Genomic DNA, 16,237 nt, shown 5'->3' with positions numbered 1-16,237 from the left:
GTGTATTGCCGTGGATCAGGCGCTGACCCGGGCCTCGATGGCCAGGCGGGCGATCGCCATGTCCAGCTCGTCCAGGGCCTGGTGGGCGTTGGCATCGTCCTGCTTGAGCAGGGTCTCGCTGCGCTGGCAGGCCGCGCGCAACTGCGGTACGCCGCAGTAGCGGGTGGCGCCATGCAGGCGATGGACGCGCTCGATCAGGCCATTGTTGTCCTGGGCCTCGCGGGCTGAACGGATCGCCTCGCGGTCGGCATCCAGCGAGGCCAGCAGCATCGCCAGCATGTCGGCGGCCAGGTCGGCCTTGCCGGCAGCCAGGCGCAGGCCTTCTTCCGGGTCGAGCACCAGCAGCTCGGCAGCGTTGCTGCCGGCGTCGCCGCCACGTTCCTGGCTCTGGTTGCGCAGGGCCAGGCCGGTCCATTTCAGCACCACCTGGGCCAGTTGGCGTTCGCTGATGGGCTTGGTCAGGTAGTCGTCCATGCCGCTTTGCAACAACGCCCGCTTTTCGTTGGCCATGGCGTGGGCGGTCAGGGCGACGATGGGCAGCGCGGCGCTTTGCCGTTCGTTTTCCCACTGGCGAATCGCCTCGGTCGCTTGCCGACCGTCCATGCCGGGCATCTGCACGTCCATCAGGATCAGGTCGAAACTGGCCTGCTGTACCGCATCGATCGCCGCGTAGCCGCTATCGACCGCCAGCACCTCGGCGCCCATGTCTTCGAGCAGGGTCTGCACCAGCAGCAGGTTGGCCGGGTTGTCGTCCACGCACAGCACCCGTGGCGCCCGGCTGCCAAGCGGTTCGCTGGGCTCCAGGCGTGCCGGGCGCGGGGCGATCAGGTCCGACAGAGCCCGACGCAGCTTGCGGGTGCAGGCCGGTTTGGCCTGGAGCTGGTTGTGCGGGTTGGGCACCGAGAGATGGAACAGGGTCTGTTCGGTGGTCGGGCACAACACCAGCACCCGGCAGCCGAGGTGTTCCAGGTCCCAGATGTGCTGGTTCAGCCGCTCTGGCGGCATGTCCTGGGCCGTGACGCCGAGGACTGCGAGGTCGATGGCCTGTTCGGTCTGGTGGGTGCCGGTGACGCCGTTGGCCAGGCCCGGCAGGCTGTTGAACGGAATCACCTCCAGGCCGCAGTCCTCCAGTTGGTGCTGCAAGGCCTGGCGCGCCAGTTCGTGGTGTTCCAGCACGGCGACGCGTCGACCGAGCAGCGGCGCGGCGGGCAGGTCCTCGATATCGTCGCGGGTCTTGGGCAGGCTCAGGCTGATCCAGAACTCGGAGCCTTCGCCCGGCGTGCTGTCGACGCCGATCTCGCCGCCCATCTGCTCGATCAGGCGCTTGGAGATCACCAGGCCAAGGCCGGTACCGCCGGGTTGCCGGGACAGCGAGTTGTCGGCCTGGCTGAAGGCCTGGAACAGCGCCCGCACATCCTGGCTCGACAGGCCGATGCCGGTGTCCTGCACGCTGATGCGCAGTTGCACGCTGTCCTCGTGTTCCTCTTCGAGCATGGCCCGGGCGACGATGGTGCCTTCGCGGGTGAACTTGATGGCGTTGCTCACCAGGTTGGTGAGGATCTGCTTGAGTCGCAGCGGGTCGCCGATCAATGACAACGGGGTGTCGCGATAGACCAGGCTGACCAGTTCCAGCTGTTTGGCATGGGCCGCCGGGGCGAGGATGGTCAGGGTATCCTGCAGCAGGTCGCGCAGGTTGAACGGAATGCTGTCGAGCACCAGCTTGCCGGCTTCGATCTTCGAGAAGTCGAGGATCTCGTTGATGATGCCCAGCAGGCTGTCGGCGGACTTTTCGATGGTGCTCAGGTAATCCAGCTGGCGCGGCGTCAGCTCGCTTTTCTGCAGCAGGTGGGTGAAGCCGAGGATGCCGTTGAGCGGGGTGCGGATCTCGTGGCTCATGTTGGCGAGGAATTCGGACTTTATCCGGCTGGCTTCCAGGGCTTCCTTGCGTGCCAGGTCGAGTTCGATGTTCTGGATCTCGATGGTTTCCAGGTTCTGGCGCACGTCCTCGGTGGCCTGGTCGATGCTGTGCTGCAACTCTTCCTGGGCGTTCTGCAGGGTCTCGGCCATGCGGTTGATACCCGAGGCCAATTGGTCCAGTTCCTGGCTGCCGAGCGCCGGCAGGCGGGTTTCCAGGTTGCCATCCTTGAGTTGCGCGACGGCCTGCCGGATCTTGCTGATCGGGGCATTGATGGTGCGGCTCATGCGCAGGGCCAGCAGCGCGGTACCGAGCAGGCCGGTGGCGATCAGCAGCAGGCTGGCGAACAGGCTGCGGTAGCCGCGCAGCAGCATGCCGTTGTGCGACAGCTCCAGCTCGACCCAGCCCAGCAGCCGGTCGGCCTCGTCGGGGACCGGTTCGCCGGCCATGCTGCGATGCCGTCCGAACACCGGCAGCAGGTAGCGGGTGGCGTCGTTGCCGCTGCGTTGCAGCATGTGGCTGCTGTTGCCGGTGGGCGGCTGGTTGAGCATGCTCGGGCCGGCATGGGCCAGTTGCTCGCGATTGGCGCCGAGGAATGACACCGCGCGTACATCGGTCTGCTCCAGGGCCTGGGCGGCGACCCGCTCCAACTGTTCGCTGTCGTTGCGGCTCAGAGCCGGGGCCACCAGCGGGGCCAGCTGTTCGGCGATCATTTCGCCACGCTGCAGCAGCTGGCTTTGCAGTTCCGATTGCTGCAACCAGGTGAAATACCCGCCCAGCACCAGCGCCATCAGCGTGGTCGGCAGCAGGGTGAGCAGGAGGACTCGGCCTTTGATGCCCAGGTTCTTAAGCACGCAATACTCTCCATCAGATACGGCGTTTGGCAGACACGGCGATCTTCTATTTCCTGCGAGCGCTTCCTGCGCCCGCTCCACCTGCGCAGTGTAGCCATATGAGGTGGCGGAAATCTCGCAAAGTTCGCCGGGCCGTCCATGCCTGCGGGAGCGGCATCTGACGGCCGGGCGCCGTCGCCGGCTTGTCGCGGCGGCGGCAATCTTGAATAATTGGTTATTGAGAATTGTTTGCAGAAACTAATGAATCCCGTACCTGCTGGCCACCCGAGTATTCTGGCGATCGAAGATGACACCGTGCTGGGGGCCTACGTGCATGAGCAACTGGGCCGCTGCGGCTTCGAGGTGACCTGGTGCCGCAACGGCCAGGACGGCCTGGAGCTGGCGCGCAATCAGGTCTTCGACGTCGTGTTGATGGACATCCTGCTGCCAGGCATGGATGGCCTCGAAGTACTGACGCATCTGCGTCGCAGTCATTCGCTGCCGGTGATCCTGATGTCCGCCCTCGGTGCCGAGGCGGACCGCATCAGCGGTTTTCGCCTGGGCGCCGACGACTACCTGCCCAAGCCGTTCAGCATGGCGGAGTTGCGGGTGCGGATCGAGGCCATCCTGCGCCGGGTCGCCCTGGAGCGGCGCCCCATGCCCCTGCCGGTGGCGCTACCGCGTGAGGCCGGGCATGCCCTGCGTTTCGACGATGAACTCTGCGATGTGCACTTCGGCGCGCAATGGGCGGGCCTCACCCGCAGCGAGTACCGTCTGCTGGAGACCCTGCACCGTCATGGCGACGAGGTACTGAGCAAGGCCTTCCTTTATCAACATGTCCTGCAGCGTGGCTATGCGACCCACGACCGCAGCCTGGACATGCATGTCAGCCAGATTCGCCGCAAGCTCAAGGCGGTCGGCTACACCGAACGCGAGCTGCGCACGGTCTGGGGCAAGGGCTACGTGTTGAGCGCCGGCGATGAGGTGTAGGCTGCCCGGGCGGCATTCGCTGTTCTGGAAGCTGGCCCTGCTGCTGGTCGCGTTCTGTCTGCTGATGATCTGGCTGAGCTGGTACTGGGGCCGCTACATGGAGCAGCAGAACGCCTACCTGTCCGAGGAGGCACGCACCACGCTCAAGGGTTATGCCTTCGCCGCCGGGCAGGCCTGGGAGGCCGACGGGCAGGCGGGGGTCGACCGCTGGCTGCAGGAACTGCGCGAGCATGAGTCGACCTGGAGCGGGGTCATCGGCGGCGACCTGCAGTCGTTGTCCTCGCAGCCCCTGCTCTGGAGCGAAAGCCAGCGCCTGACCTTCCTGCGTGGGCTGGACTGGCCGGTGAGCCGTCATGTGGTCGGGTTGCCCTGGCTGAAGGTTCCCTTCCCGCAGAATCCGGAGGCCGGCAGCCTGGTGATGGAGTTGCCACAGCGCTTCATGCCCGGGCGCTACCAGTGGTTCTGGCGCCTGGTCACCAATGGGCTGATTCCGGGGCTGTTCACGCTGTTGTTGTGTGTCGGCCTGTACCGCCTGCTGATCCAGCCGTTGAACCACCTGCGGGCCCAGGCCAATGCCTGGCGTGCCGATCAGTTGGGCACCCGCTTGTCGTCGCGCACCACCAGCCGCCAGGACGAGCTGGGCGAACTGGGGCGGGCATTCGACCAGATGTCCGAGCGCCTGCAAACCACCGTGGGCCTGCAGCAGCAACTGTTGCGCGACCTCTCCCATGAAATGCGCACCCCCCTCAGTCGCCTGCGTGTCTGCTGTGATGGCGAGGAGAGCCTGGATGAGCTGCGCAGGCGCCTGGCCCGTGAAGTCGACGGCATGCAGCGGCTGGTGGAGGACACCCTGCAACTGGCCTGGCTCGATACCGAGCGGGCGCCCCTGCACAAGGAGGACATCCAGCTCCAGGCCCTCTGGGAAATGCTCGTGGAGGATGCCTGTTATGAAAGCGGCTGGCCCTCGACGCGTCTGCACTGCGCGCTGGATGCCTCGTGCTGGGTGCGTGGCCACCTCAACAGCCTGGCCCAGGCCCTGGAGAACATTCTGCGCAATGCGATCCGCCATTCGCCGCCGGGCGGTATCATCCGTCTCGACGGGCGCCGCGAAGGTCCGTACTGGGTCGTGTGGCTGGAGGACCAGGGCGGTGGCGTGGCCGAGCAGGACCTGGAGCGGATCTTCGCACCGTTCACCCGCCTTGACGGTTCGCGCCCCGGAGACGGCGGCTTCGGCCTCGGCCTGAGTATCGCGCGCAATGCCGTGCAGCGTCAGGGCGGCTCGGTCTGGGCACAGAACACTGCGCAGGGGCTGCGCCTGAATGTACGGCTGCTGGCCTGCATGCCTGCGGATGCGGGCAGCGCCCTCGGCATTCTCGAAGCGGCTTATAGCCAGAAGCCATAAGCATCGCACTTTGCGTGATATGGGCCGCAGGCGTTTGCCGGTATGATAGGCGCCCCCCGCAGTCTGGATTGCGAATACGCCATGACCTTGCAGTATCCAACTATCGCCGATTGCATCGGCAACACGCCCCTGGTTCGTCTGCAACGCCTGCCTGGAAATACCAGCAATACCCTCCTGCTCAAGCTTGAAGGGAACAATCCAGCAGGCTCCGTGAAGGACCGTCCGGCCCTGTCGATGATCACCCGCGCCGAATTGCGTGGGCAGATCCAGCCCGGCGACACACTGATCGAGGCGACCTCGGGCAACACCGGGATCGCCCTGGCCATGGCCGCGGCGATCAAGGGCTACAGGATGATCCTGATCATGCCCGACAACTCCACCGCCGAGCGCAAGGCGGCGATGACCGCCTATGGCGCCGAGCTGATCCTGGTCAGCCGAGAGGAGGGCATGGAAGGTGCCCGCGACCTCGCCGAGCGGATGCAGGCCGAAGGCCGCGGCAAGGTGCTCGACCAGTTCGCCAACGGCGACAACCCCGAGGCTCACTACACCGGCACCGGTCCGGAAATCTGGCGGCAGACCCAGGGCACCATCACCCACTTCGTCAGTTCCATGGGCACCACCGGCACCATCATGGGCGTATCGCGCTACCTGAAGGAGCAGAATCCCGGCGTGCAGATCGTCGGCCTGCAGCCGATGGAAGGTGCCACGATCCCGGGCATCCGTCGTTGGCCCCATGAGTACCTGCCCCGGATTTTCCAATCCGAGCGGGTCGACCGCATCGTCGACATGGGCCAGGAGGAAGCGGAAGACGTCATGCGTCGTCTGGCCCGTGAGGAAGGCGTATTCTGTGGCGTGTCCTCGGGCGGTGCGGTGGCGGCCATGCTGCGCCTGTCGCGCGAGGTCGAGAACGCGGTGATGGTCGCGATCATCTGTGACCGCGGCGACCGCTACCTGTCGACCGGCATCTACGATTCTCCCAACTGATGGCCAGACAGCACAAAGGCCTGCGCTTCCAGCCGACTGGCGGCAGCCGGGCCCCGCAAGTGCCCGTGGGCAAGAAACAGCGGCTGACGATCGAGCGGCTGGCCAATGACGGCCGCGGCATCGCCTTTATCGAGGGGCGTACCTGGTTCGTCGCCGGCGCCCTGGCCGGCGAGGAAGTCGAGGCGCGGGTATTGGGCGCCCATGGCAGGGTCGTCGAGGCGCGCAGCGAGCGCCTGCTGCTCGCCAGCGACCAGCGCCGTGCGGCGCCCTGCGCCCATGCCGGGCGCTGCGGTGGTTGCAGTATTCAGCACATGCCCCATGCAGACCAGTTGGCGCTCAAGCAGCGCCTGCTCGCCGAGCAGCTGTCGCGGGTGGCCGGTGTCGAGCCGGAGGAATGGGCGGCGCCGCTGAGCGGTCCCGAGTTCGGCTATCGTCGGCGGGCCCGGGTGGCGGTGCGCTGGGATGCCCGGGCCAGGCGACTGGAGGTCGGCTTTCGTGCGGCGTCCAGCCAGGACATCGTCGCCATCGACGACTGCCCGGTGCTGGTCGCGGCCCTGCAGCCGCTCATGAACGGTCTGCCGGCGATGCTCCGGCGCCTGGGCAAACCCCAGTCGCTGGGGCATGTCGAACTGTTCAGCGGTTCGGCGGTGGCGCTGTTGCTGCGGCACATGTCGCCGCTGTCGGCCGATGACCTGCAGATCCTGCGCGACTTCTGCGAACGGCATGGTGCACAGCTCTGGCTGCAGGGCGAAGACGCTCCGCAGCCGGTGGACGCCTCGCTGCCGCTGGGCTATCGCCTGGAACGGTGGAACCTGGAACTGGCCTATCGGCCGGGGGATTTCGTCCAGGTCAACGCCGGGGTCAACGAGGCGATGGTGGCCCAGGCGCTCGACTGGCTGCAGCCGGCGCCCGATGAGCGGGTGCTGGACCTGTTTTGCGGCCTGGGCAACTTCGCCCTGCCACTGGCCCGCCAGGTGCGCGAGGTGGTGGCGGTGGAGGGCGTGCAGACCATGGTCGAGCGGGCTGCCGCCAATGCCGCTGCGAACAATCTGCATAACGCGAGCTTTTTTCAGGCCGATTTATCCCAGCCTCTGAATGATGCCGGTTGGGCCAAAGCAGGCTTTTCTGCGGTACTCTTGGACCCACCACGCGACGGTGCCTTCGAGATGGTCGGCAAGCTTGCCGGATTGGGTGCCAGGCGTCTGGTGTATGTGTCGTGCAACCCCGCGACTCTGGCGCGCGACACGGTCGAATTGATCAAGCAGGGCTACCGGTTAAAACGTGCCGGGATCCTCGATATGTTTCCGCAGACAGCGCATGTCGAGGCCATGGCGTTATTTGAAACGAGCCAGGATGCTCGTCTAGTCTGACTGGCCGTCCCCGCACTCCGACCAGCCCTGCCGGAGTGCAGGGGACAATGTACGGCCAGCGATTCTGACGCATTGAATCTGCGTCGTAGGGAAGGTAAGCAAGATGGTACAGGTGAGAGCACACCAGCCGATCAACACCGACGGCAGTATCAATCTCGAGGCATGGCTCGACCATACGGTGAGCGTCGATCCGGCGCTGGACCGCGAAGCATTGAAGGAGGCCTGCGAGTACGCACGGCTTGCCGAACAGCAGACCCTGCCGACCCAGGATGCATGGGCCGAAGGGGGCAGTTTCAGTACCGGGCTCGAGATCGCCGATATCCTCGCCGACCTCAAGCTCGACCAGGATTCGCTGGTCGCCGCCGTTCTGTACCGTGGCGTGCGCCAGGGGCAGATCCTGTTGCCGGCGGTCAGCCAGAAATTCGGCCCGGTGGTGGCCAAGCTGATCGATGGCGTGCTGCGCATGGCGGCCATCAGTGCCAGCCTCAGCCCGCGCCAGTCCCAGGTCATGGGTACCCAGGTGCAGGTGGAGAACCTGCGCAAGATGCTCGTGGCGATGGTCGACGACGTGCGTGTCGCGCTGATCAAGCTGGCCGAGCGGACCTGCGCCATCCGGGCGGTGAAGACCGCCGACGAGGAGAAGCGCAACCGCGTGGCCCGCGAGGTGTTCGACATCTACGCGCCGCTGGCCCATCGCCTGGGTATCGGGCATATCAAGTGGGAGCTGGAGGACCTGTCCTTCCGTTACCTGGAGCCCGACCAGTACAAGCAGATCGCCAAGCTGCTGCACGAGCGGCGGCTCGATCGCGAGCGTTTCATCAGCGAGGTGATGTGCCAGCTGGAAAACGAACTGCTGGCGACCGGCGTCAAGGCTGACATCAGCGGCCGGGCCAAGCACATCTATTCGATCTGGCGCAAAATGCAGCGCAAGGGTCTGGAGTTCAGCCAGATCTACGACGTGCGCGCGGTTCGTGTGCTGGTGCCGGAAATGCGCGACTGCTACACCGCGCTGGGGATCGTCCACACCCTGTGGCGGCATATCCCCAAGGAATTCGACGACTACATTGCCAACCCCAAGGAAAACGGCTATCGCTCGCTGCACACCGCGGTGATCGGGCCGGAAGGCAAGGTGCTGGAAGTGCAGATCCGCACCCACGCCATGCACGAGGAGGCGGAACTCGGCGTCTGCGCCCACTGGAAATACAAGGGCACCGACGTCAAGTCCGGCTCCAACCACTATGAAGAGAAGATCTCCTGGTTGCGTCAGGTGCTGGAATGGCACGAGGAACTGGGGGACATCGGTGGCCTGGCGGACCAGTTGCGGGTCGATATCGAGCCGGACCGGGTCTATGTCTTCACCCCGGACGGGCATGCGATCGACCTGCCCAAGGGCGCCACGCCGCTGGACTTCGCCTACCGCGTGCACACCGAGATCGGCCACAACTGCCGGGGCGCGAAGATCAACGGGCGCATCGTGCCGCTCAACTACAGCCTGCAGACCGGCGAGCAGGTGGAGATCATCACCAGCAAGCACGGCACGCCGAGCCGCGACTGGCTGAACTCGAACCTGGGCTACGTGACCACCTCGCGGGCGCGGGCGAAGATCGTCCACTGGTTCAAGCTGCAGGCGCGTGACCAGAACGTCGCGGCCGGCAAGACCTTGCTCGAACGCGAGTTGACGCGCCTGGACCTGCCCCAGGTGGACTTCGACAAGCTGGCCGACAAGGCCAACATGAAGACCGCCGAGGACATGTTCGCCGCCCTCGGCGCCGGCGACCTGCGCCTGGCGCAACTGGTCAACACCGCGCAGCAACTGGTTGAGCCCGAGCGTGGCAACGAGCAGTTGGAACTGATCCCGCGCAAGTCCGCCGGGTACAAGCCGGGCAAGCGCGGCGACATCCAGATCCAGGGCGTCGGCAACCTGATGACCCAGATGGCCGGCTGCTGCCAGCCGCTGCCGGGCGATGCCATCGTCGGCTACATCACCCAGGGCCGCGGGGTGAGCATTCACCGCCAGGACTGCGCCTCGGTGCTGCAACTGAGCTCGCGCGAGCCGGAGCGGATCATCCAGGTCAGCTGGGGGCCGGTGCCGGTATCGACCTATCCGGTGGATATCATGATCCGCGCCTACGACCGTTCCGGTCTGCTGCGTGACGTGTCCCAGGTGTTGCTCAACGAGCGGATCAACGTGCTGGCGGTCAACACCCGCTCGAACAAGGAGGACAACACCGCGTTGATGTCCCTGACCATCGAGATCCCGGGGCTGGACGCGTTGGGGCGGTTGCTGGGGCGGATTTCCCAACTACCCAACATCATCGAAACCCGGCGCAACCGCACGACTTGAGCTGCTGCGCTCGGTCCGGCTTCGTTGGAACCTGGACGAAAATGCTTATTGACTACAGTCAACTCCGCTTTTTCGTCCAGGCTCCGCCTCGCCATACCCTCGCTCGCGACGCTCAATTCAATCGTACAGAGAACGACTGATGTACAGCCTCCAAGACCTGCTGCACCTGATGGCCCGGCTGCGCGACCCGCAATACGGTTGCCCCTGGGACATCCAGCAAAGCTATGCCACCATCGTTCCCCACACGCTTGAGGAAGCCTACGAGGTGGCCGACGCCATCGAGCGCGGGGATTTCGAGCATCTGCTGGGGGAACTGGGCGACCTGCTGTTCCAGGTGGTCTACTACAGCCAACTGGCCCGTGAAGAAGGGCGTTTCGAGTTCGACGGCGTGGTCGATGGCATCGTCCGCAAGTTGATCCGTCGCCACCCCCATGTATTCCCCACCGGCGACCTGTATGCCCCGGTGGACTTGCCGCGTCTGAGCGAAGAGCAGGTCAAGCGGCGCTGGGAAGAGATCAAGGCCGAGGAGCGCGCCGAGAACCACCGCGCTCCCGAGCAGTTGTCGCTGCTTGATGACGTGCCTGCCGCCTTGCCGGCACTGTCCCGGGCGGCAAAACTGCAGAAGCGTGCCGCCCAGGTCGGTTTCGACTGGCCGGCGGCGCTACCGGTGGTGGACAAGATCCGTGAAGAACTCGACGAAGTGCTTGAAGCGATGGCGGACAACGACTCGGCGGCCATGGCCGACGAGGTCGGCGACCTGCTGTTCAGCGTGGTCAACCTGGCCCGGCACCTCAAGGTCGACCCGGAAAACGCCCTGCGTGGTGCCAATGGCAAGTTCGACCGACGTTTCCGATTTGTCGAACAGGCATTGCGCGATACCCATCGTCCCATGGAAGATTGCACCCTCGAAGAATTGGACGCCTTGTGGGGCGAAGCCAAGCGTCAGGAAAAGAATGCACCCAGCTGCGGCTGAGTCGTTGACCCCAAGTGAGTAAGCATCATGAGCCTTTCCCTTCGCGACCAGCTGCTCAAGGCAGGCCTGGTCAATCAAAAGCAGGCCAAGCAGGTCAGCAAGGATAAACAGAAACACCAGCGGCTGGTCCACAAGGGCCAGGCCGAGGCTGACGATACCCAGGCGCGCCTGGCCCAGCAAGCGCAGGCCGAGAAGGTCAAGCGCGATCAGGAGCTGAACCGCCAGCAGCAGGAAAAGGCTGAAGCCAAGGCCCGTGCGGCCCAGGTCAAGCAGTTGATCGAAACCTCGCGCCTGCCCAAGCTGACCACCGAGGACTACTACAACTTCGTTGATGACAAGAAGGTCAAGCGCCTGTCGGTCAACAACCTGATGCGCAACAAGCTCAGCAACGGCTCGCTGGCGATCGTCCATCACGGTGGTGGTTACGAAGTGATCCCGCGCGAGGCGGCACTGAAGATCCAGGAGCGTGCTCCGGAGCGCATCGTCCAGCTCAACGCCCTGAGCGAGACCCAGGTGCCGGACGAGGATGATCCGTACGCCGCCTACCAGATCCCTGACGATCTGATGTGGTAACCCAAACAAACCCCGCTCCAAAGGCGGGGTTTGTTTTGGCCGGCGCCACCGGCTGCGTGGGCCGGCGATGCCATTGGAGCCAGGGCTTCAGGAGTTTTGTGCCTGACGCTTCAGTTCGAGGCTTTCCAGTTCGCTCTTGTATTGTTGAGCATCGGCCTCGTTGTGAAACATGCCTACCAGCAGGTCCTGTTGATGGACGTCCCAGATCCGGATACCGGCGGCCAGGCCTTCATGGGACATGTGTGCATCATCGCGTTCGGTCACTTTTACGGTCATCTGCAAGCTCCTGTTACTGTTGAGCTGCGGCAATGCGTCGCAGGACTTCGTTATATGATTCATTAGCTTCCTACGTAAATCGTTGGGAAATGAAATTCACTTTTGCAGAATCTGTATCAATCCGCTGAGGCCCGGATTTACTGGGTTTCACGGTTTCACTCGGTGCTTTGCTGACAAAAGTTTCATGTTTTCGCAGTGGAAAGTCGCGTGCCAGAGCGTTGCAATCGCTGGCGCCGGAGGGGCTGTTCCAGCCGGTGGCGATATGTTCCGGCAGTTATCAGAGCTTTCCTGCTTGGAACTTTCTGTGCTAAATACATTCGCCCCAGGAATAATGGGGCACCCTGAAGTTTCGCGGTATCTCCGGCCAGGCGGCCGGATCGAGGGAGAGAAAACGTTTGGCATGGAAGCCACAGTCAACGCCTGCATCTATCTGGCAGCCTCATGCTGCCGCCTGCATCGTCCACCCCTGGCGCTCGGCGAGACGGTCGCTTCTAACTGAAGCTTCTGTCCGGACCGTAAGCGGGGTTCTGTGTTTTCCATGATTTTCGACGTTCTGCCATCGACCTGGCTGTACCCGGGACGGATGTCTCCGGGGAGTCGGAAAGACCGTGGATAGGGAATCCAACCAACACAGGAGTAGAAGCATGAAGCTGTTCAAGTCGGTGTTTTCGGTAGCGGCCCTGGCCACCCTGGCGGCCGGATCGGCGTTCGCCGGGCCGCCGGTGTCCGTGACCTTCAAGAACCTCGGTACCGCCGATGCCACCTATAAGATCATCACCAGCAACGAAGCCACCACCAGCGTCAATGCGGTGCCCAAGCCGGTGACCACGGTCAAGGCTGGCGGGGCTGACACCTACGTCGTCCAGAGCAACATCTCTCCGCTCGCCAACTATGCCAACCTGCGCTACACCATCGGCAACAAGACCTGCACCTTCCTGGCCACCTATGTCGCAATGGCCGGCCCGCTGGGGTCGACCACGCCGAAATGGAACAACACCGCGACTCCAAGCGGTGGTGCGGTGTGCACGGCGAAAGTGACTTCGACCAACATCTCCACCTATGCCTGGTCCGTCGAATTCACCATGAAGTAAGTCGGTGGCGGAGCCTGCGGGCTCCGCTTTCCTGCCGTCCATCGTGTCCGGTCAAGTTTCCTGAAACAACGCCGATACAATCTGACAGGTCAGGGTTTGAGGAGTGGCCATCAACAGGGAGGGTCCCATCTTGGTAGGTTCAATCAATTCCAGTTCGCTGTCCGGCGCCCAGGTCACCACGGTTTCGTCCGCCCAGGGCGACTCCGCCAAGGCTGCAACGGCGGTTCCCGCAACCACCGGGCAGAAGGACACCAGTCGTCTTTCCCCGCTTTCTCGACAACTGAGCGAGAGCGCCGCCCGTGCCGCCGCCAGGGATGCAAGCCTGAGTCGAAAGGAGTTGGGGGCCAAGGCCAGCGAACTGCTGGGCCAGATCAGCGGCGATGGCTACTTCGCCAACAAGGCGGCCAACGATGCCGAGGTACCGGCGACCGATGATCCCGAGTTGCTGGCGCGGGCACGCAATGCCACCGACTTCGTCAATGGCAATGGCCGCAACCCCTTTGCCGGCATGTCGCAGGACCAGCTCTCGCTGATCATCTACGACGACAGTGGCAACTTTACCGCCAACGAGCGACGCGCGGCCTGGAGCGAGTCCTCCGATCAGGAATATGCCTGGCGGCAGAAGGCCGTGGCCAGTGCGATGGCCGAATACAATGAGACCGGCAAGCTGACCAAGTTCTTCACCTCGGCACTGGAGCATTACAAGGAGCTGCCGGCGATCGAACAGGCCCAGTATCCGAACAGTTATGAGGCCAAGCTGCAGGCCTGGATCGCCCTCGACTTCAACTACAAGACCCACACCGTCGAAGGTCAGGGCAGTCCGCAGGCAATATTGGACAAGGTGCTCGCGCTGGACAGCGAGACCTTCGACGAGAGCCGTTCAGGCCCCGCGGTCTGAAGCGCCATGAAAAAGCCCCGCATCCGGCGGGGCTTTTTCATGGCGTTGTGGTGGCTCAGTTGCCCTTGACGGGCTTGCCGTCGACGGTACCGTCCTGGAGCATGATGTTGTACTCCTTGCCGTCGGTCTCGACCTGGCGCAGGGCGACCAGGATGTAGCCCCAGTCCTTGGCGAACCACATCTGGGTGATGCGCTTGCTCTGCGTTGGATCACGTACCCGCTCGACCTTGATCGCATCGATCGTGCCGGCCTTGGTCTGGACCTTTTCCGGGCCGATCACGCGGAAGTCGTAGGTGTCGGTATCGGTGCCTTCGGCAACCCGGTAGCTCATGCTCTTCTTGCCGGCGGCCACGTCACGCTGCAGGGCCAACTGGTAGGTGGACTTGTCCAGCATGCCGCTTTCCAGGGGCAGGTTGACCGAGTCCTTGCCTTCGAAACCGGTGACCTTGTTGCTCGCCCAGTCGAAGTCCAGGTTGATCTTCTTGGCCTTGCCCAGGCCGCCGCGCTCGAAGGTGTAGGTCTGTGGCAGCAGCTTGTCCTTCTCGAGGCGCAGGGTGCTTTCCTCGGTCAGGCTGGCGATCATCATGGAAGCCTTGAAGTTCAGGGTCCAGGTGCCGTTGTCGTTTTTCTTCAGGCTGCGTTCGGCCGAACCGCTCATGGGCAGTTGTTTCCAGTCTGCGGTGTAGCTGGCGGAGAACGGCTGAAGATCCGCCGCCTGCACCACGGGCAGGGCGAGCAGGGTAAGAGCGAAGAGCAAAGCGCGACGCATAAAATCTCCTAGGTTCGAATCGAATGACCGCTGGCCGCGAGTAGCTGGCCGTCCAGCAGGGCACCCTGTTCGCCAAGGCGCAAGCGCCCTTCGGCGAACCAGCGTACCGCCAGGGGGTAAATCCTGTGTTCCTGGGTATGCACCCGTTGCGCCAGACTCTGCGCCGAATCACCAGACTCTACCGTAACCACAGCCTGTACGACCAGAGGCCCGCCATCGAGTTCCTCGGTGACGAAGTGTACGCTGCAGCCATGCTCGGCATCGCCGGCGTCCAGGGCGCGCTGGTGCGTGTGCAGGCCCTTGTACTTGGGCAACAGCGAAGGATGGATATTGAGCAGGCGCCCCTGATAGTGACGGACGAAATCGGCGCTGAGGATGCGCATGAAGCCGGCCAGGACCACCAGTTGCGGATTGAAGGCGTCGATCAGTTCGATCAGGGCGGCATCGAAGGCTTCGCGGCCTTCGAAGGCCTTGTGATCCAGGGCGCGGGTTTCGATACCCGCGTCCCTGGCGCGTTGCAGGCCGTAGGCGTCGGCACGGTTGGAGATCACCGCGGCGATATGGGCCGGGTTGCCTCCGGTCCGCACGTCGTCGATCAGGGCCTGCAAGTTGCTGCCGGAGCCCGACAGCAACACCACGACGCTGCAGGTCGGGCTTATCGGCTCGGACATCAGTGAGCCTTGAGGTTCTTCAGCTCGACCTGGGCGGCGCCTTCGGCGGCCACGGCGATCTGGCCGATGACCCAAGGCTGTTCGCCGGCTTCGCGCAGCACGTTCAGGGCGCTTTCAACGTGTTCCTGGGCCACGCAGATGACCATGCCGACGCCGCAGTTCAGCACGCGGTGCATCTCGGTTTCGTTGACGTTGCCTTTTTCCTGCAGCCAGTCGAACACCGCCGGACGCTGCCAGCTGGCCACGTCGATCACGGCCTGGGCGCCTGCCGGCAGGACGCGCGGGATGTTGTCCAGCAGGCCGCCCCCGGTGATGTGGGCCATGGCCTTGACTGCGCCGGTTTCCTTGATCAGCTTGAGCAGCGGCTTGACGTAGATGCGGGTTGGCGCCATCAGCAGGTCGGTCAGTGGCTTGCCGTCGAGCTGGGTGTTCTCGATGTCGGCGCCGGAGACTTCGATGATCTTGCGGATCAGCGAGTAGCCGTTGGAGTGCGGGCCGGAAGAAGGCAGGGCAATCAGGGCGTCGCCGGTGGCCACTTTCGAGCCATCGATGATTTCCGATTTTTCCACCACGCCGACGCAGAAGCCGGCCAGGTCGTAGTCCTCGCCTTCGTACATGCCCGGCATTTCAGCGGTTTCGCCGCCGACCAGGGAGCAGCCGGACAGCTCGCAGCCGGCGCCGATGCCGGTGACCACCTGGGCGGCGGTGTCGACGTTGAGCTTGCCGGTGGCGTAGTAGTCGAGGAAGAACAGCGGCTCGGCGCCGCAGACCACCAGGTCGTTCACGCACATGGCCACCAGGTCGATGCCGATGCTGTCGTGCTTGTTCAGGTTCAGCGCCAGGCGCAGCTTGGTGCCGACGCCGTCGGTGCCGGAGACCAGAACCGGCTGCTTGTAACCGGCCGGGATCTCGCAGAGGGCGCCGAAACCGCCCAGGCCGCCCATGACTTCCGGACGCGCAGTACGCTTGGCCACGCCTTTGATGCGTTCGACCAATGCTTCACCGGCGTCGATGTCTACACCGGCGTCCTTGTAGCTCAGGGAGGGTTGCTTGCTCATGATCCAGGCCTATAGGGGGGATTCTTGGGGTATCGACCGGGAACGACGGGACCACCGCAAGGCCGACTGCAAGTCGGCTTTTCAGTTGTC

Annotated in this window: 14 protein-coding genes; 9 read left to right on the top strand and 5 right to left on the bottom strand. The window is 64.1% G+C overall.

Annotation, left to right across the window (positions count from 1 at the left end):
- Positions 1 to 15: 15 nt before the first annotated feature.
- Positions 16 to 2,769 carry a response regulator gene (locus ACZ5KU_RS24400; protein ID WP_273825935.1) on the bottom strand — a complete coding sequence of 918 codons (2,754 nt, stop codon included), beginning with the start codon at positions 2,767 to 2,769 and terminating at the stop codon, positions 16 to 18.
- A gap of 240 nt (positions 2,770 to 3,009) precedes the next feature.
- Here ACZ5KU_RS24400 and ACZ5KU_RS24395 point away from each other — a divergent pair, with 240 nt between their 5' ends.
- The 7 genes from ACZ5KU_RS24395 (at position 3,010) to ACZ5KU_RS24365 (ending at position 11,384) form a co-directional block, all read left to right on the top strand.
- A complete protein-coding gene (locus ACZ5KU_RS24395; protein ID WP_054057145.1) occupies positions 3,010 to 3,738 on the top strand; it encodes a response regulator transcription factor in 729 nt (242 codons plus the stop codon).
- A complete protein-coding gene (locus tag ACZ5KU_RS24390) occupies positions 3,728 to 5,140 on the top strand; it encodes a sensor histidine kinase (protein WP_054057146.1) in 1,413 nt (470 codons plus the stop codon). Before ACZ5KU_RS24395 ends, ACZ5KU_RS24390 begins: the two co-directional genes overlap by 11 nt.
- An 81-nt stretch (positions 5,141 to 5,221) precedes the next feature.
- The gene (gene cysM / locus ACZ5KU_RS24385) at positions 5,222 to 6,124 is read left to right on the top strand and encodes a cysteine synthase CysM (protein ID WP_054057147.1); all 903 of its coding nucleotides are present in this window, start codon (positions 5,222 to 5,224) and stop codon (positions 6,122 to 6,124) included.
- Complete coding sequence (gene rlmD / locus ACZ5KU_RS24380) at positions 6,124 to 7,494, top strand: 23S rRNA (uracil(1939)-C(5))-methyltransferase RlmD (RefSeq protein WP_464736395.1); 1,371 nt, start codon at positions 6,124 to 6,126, stop codon at positions 7,492 to 7,494. The genes cysM and rlmD overlap by 1 nt, the downstream gene beginning before the upstream one ends.
- Before the next feature lie 103 nt (positions 7,495 to 7,597).
- Positions 7,598 to 9,838, top strand: coding sequence for a GTP diphosphokinase (relA, locus tag ACZ5KU_RS24375; protein WP_054059802.1), 2,241 nt, complete (start codon positions 7,598 to 7,600; stop codon positions 9,836 to 9,838).
- 139 nt (positions 9,839 to 9,977) lie between these two features.
- Positions 9,978 to 10,811 (top strand): nucleoside triphosphate pyrophosphohydrolase, encoded by an 834-nt coding sequence (gene mazG / locus ACZ5KU_RS24370; RefSeq protein ID WP_054063104.1) that lies wholly within the window; start codon positions 9,978 to 9,980, stop codon positions 10,809 to 10,811.
- A gap of 27 nt (positions 10,812 to 10,838) precedes the next feature.
- Positions 10,839 to 11,384, top strand: a complete 546-nt coding sequence (locus ACZ5KU_RS24365; protein WP_054059800.1) for a DUF2058 domain-containing protein — start codon at positions 10,839 to 10,841, stop codon at positions 11,382 to 11,384.
- 87 nt (positions 11,385 to 11,471) lie between these two features.
- Here ACZ5KU_RS24365 and ACZ5KU_RS24360 read toward each other — a convergent pair whose 3' ends face one another.
- Positions 11,472 to 11,660, bottom strand: coding sequence for a hypothetical protein (locus tag ACZ5KU_RS24360; RefSeq protein ID WP_017902154.1), 189 nt, complete (start codon positions 11,658 to 11,660; stop codon positions 11,472 to 11,474).
- A gap of 644 nt (positions 11,661 to 12,304) precedes the next feature.
- Here ACZ5KU_RS24360 and ACZ5KU_RS24355 point away from each other — a divergent pair.
- Both ACZ5KU_RS24355 and ACZ5KU_RS24350 read left to right on the top strand, forming a co-directional pair.
- Positions 12,305 to 12,751, top strand: a complete 447-nt coding sequence (locus ACZ5KU_RS24355) for a hypothetical protein (protein WP_054059799.1) — start codon at positions 12,305 to 12,307, stop codon at positions 12,749 to 12,751.
- A 130-nt stretch (positions 12,752 to 12,881) separates the two neighbouring features.
- Positions 12,882 to 13,649 (top strand): hypothetical protein, encoded by a 768-nt coding sequence (locus ACZ5KU_RS24350; RefSeq protein WP_464736394.1) that lies wholly within the window; start codon positions 12,882 to 12,884, stop codon positions 13,647 to 13,649.
- A 55-nt stretch (positions 13,650 to 13,704) separates the two neighbouring features.
- On the opposite strand, the gene ACZ5KU_RS24345 is transcribed toward ACZ5KU_RS24350, so the two are convergent.
- Genes ACZ5KU_RS24345 through purM form a run of 3 tightly spaced genes read right to left on the bottom strand, consistent with a single transcriptional unit; the run spans position 13,705 to position 16,147 of the window.
- Entirely contained in the window at positions 13,705 to 14,418 is a 714-nt protein-coding gene (locus tag ACZ5KU_RS24345; protein WP_054059797.1) for a DUF3108 domain-containing protein, read from the bottom strand.
- Between the two features lie 8 nt (positions 14,419 to 14,426).
- Entirely contained in the window at positions 14,427 to 15,089 is a 663-nt protein-coding gene (gene purN, locus ACZ5KU_RS24340) for a phosphoribosylglycinamide formyltransferase (RefSeq protein WP_054059796.1), read from the bottom strand.
- Entirely contained in the window at positions 15,089 to 16,147 is a 1,059-nt protein-coding gene (purM, locus tag ACZ5KU_RS24335; RefSeq protein WP_054059795.1) for a phosphoribosylformylglycinamidine cyclo-ligase, read from the bottom strand. The genes purN and purM overlap by 1 nt, the downstream gene beginning before the upstream one ends.
- Positions 16,148 to 16,237: the final 90 nt, after the last annotated feature.

The sequence above is a fragment of the Pseudomonas sp. Tof1 genome (genome assembly GCF_055390395.1).
This window is presented reverse-complemented; position numbering and strand designations above follow the sequence as displayed.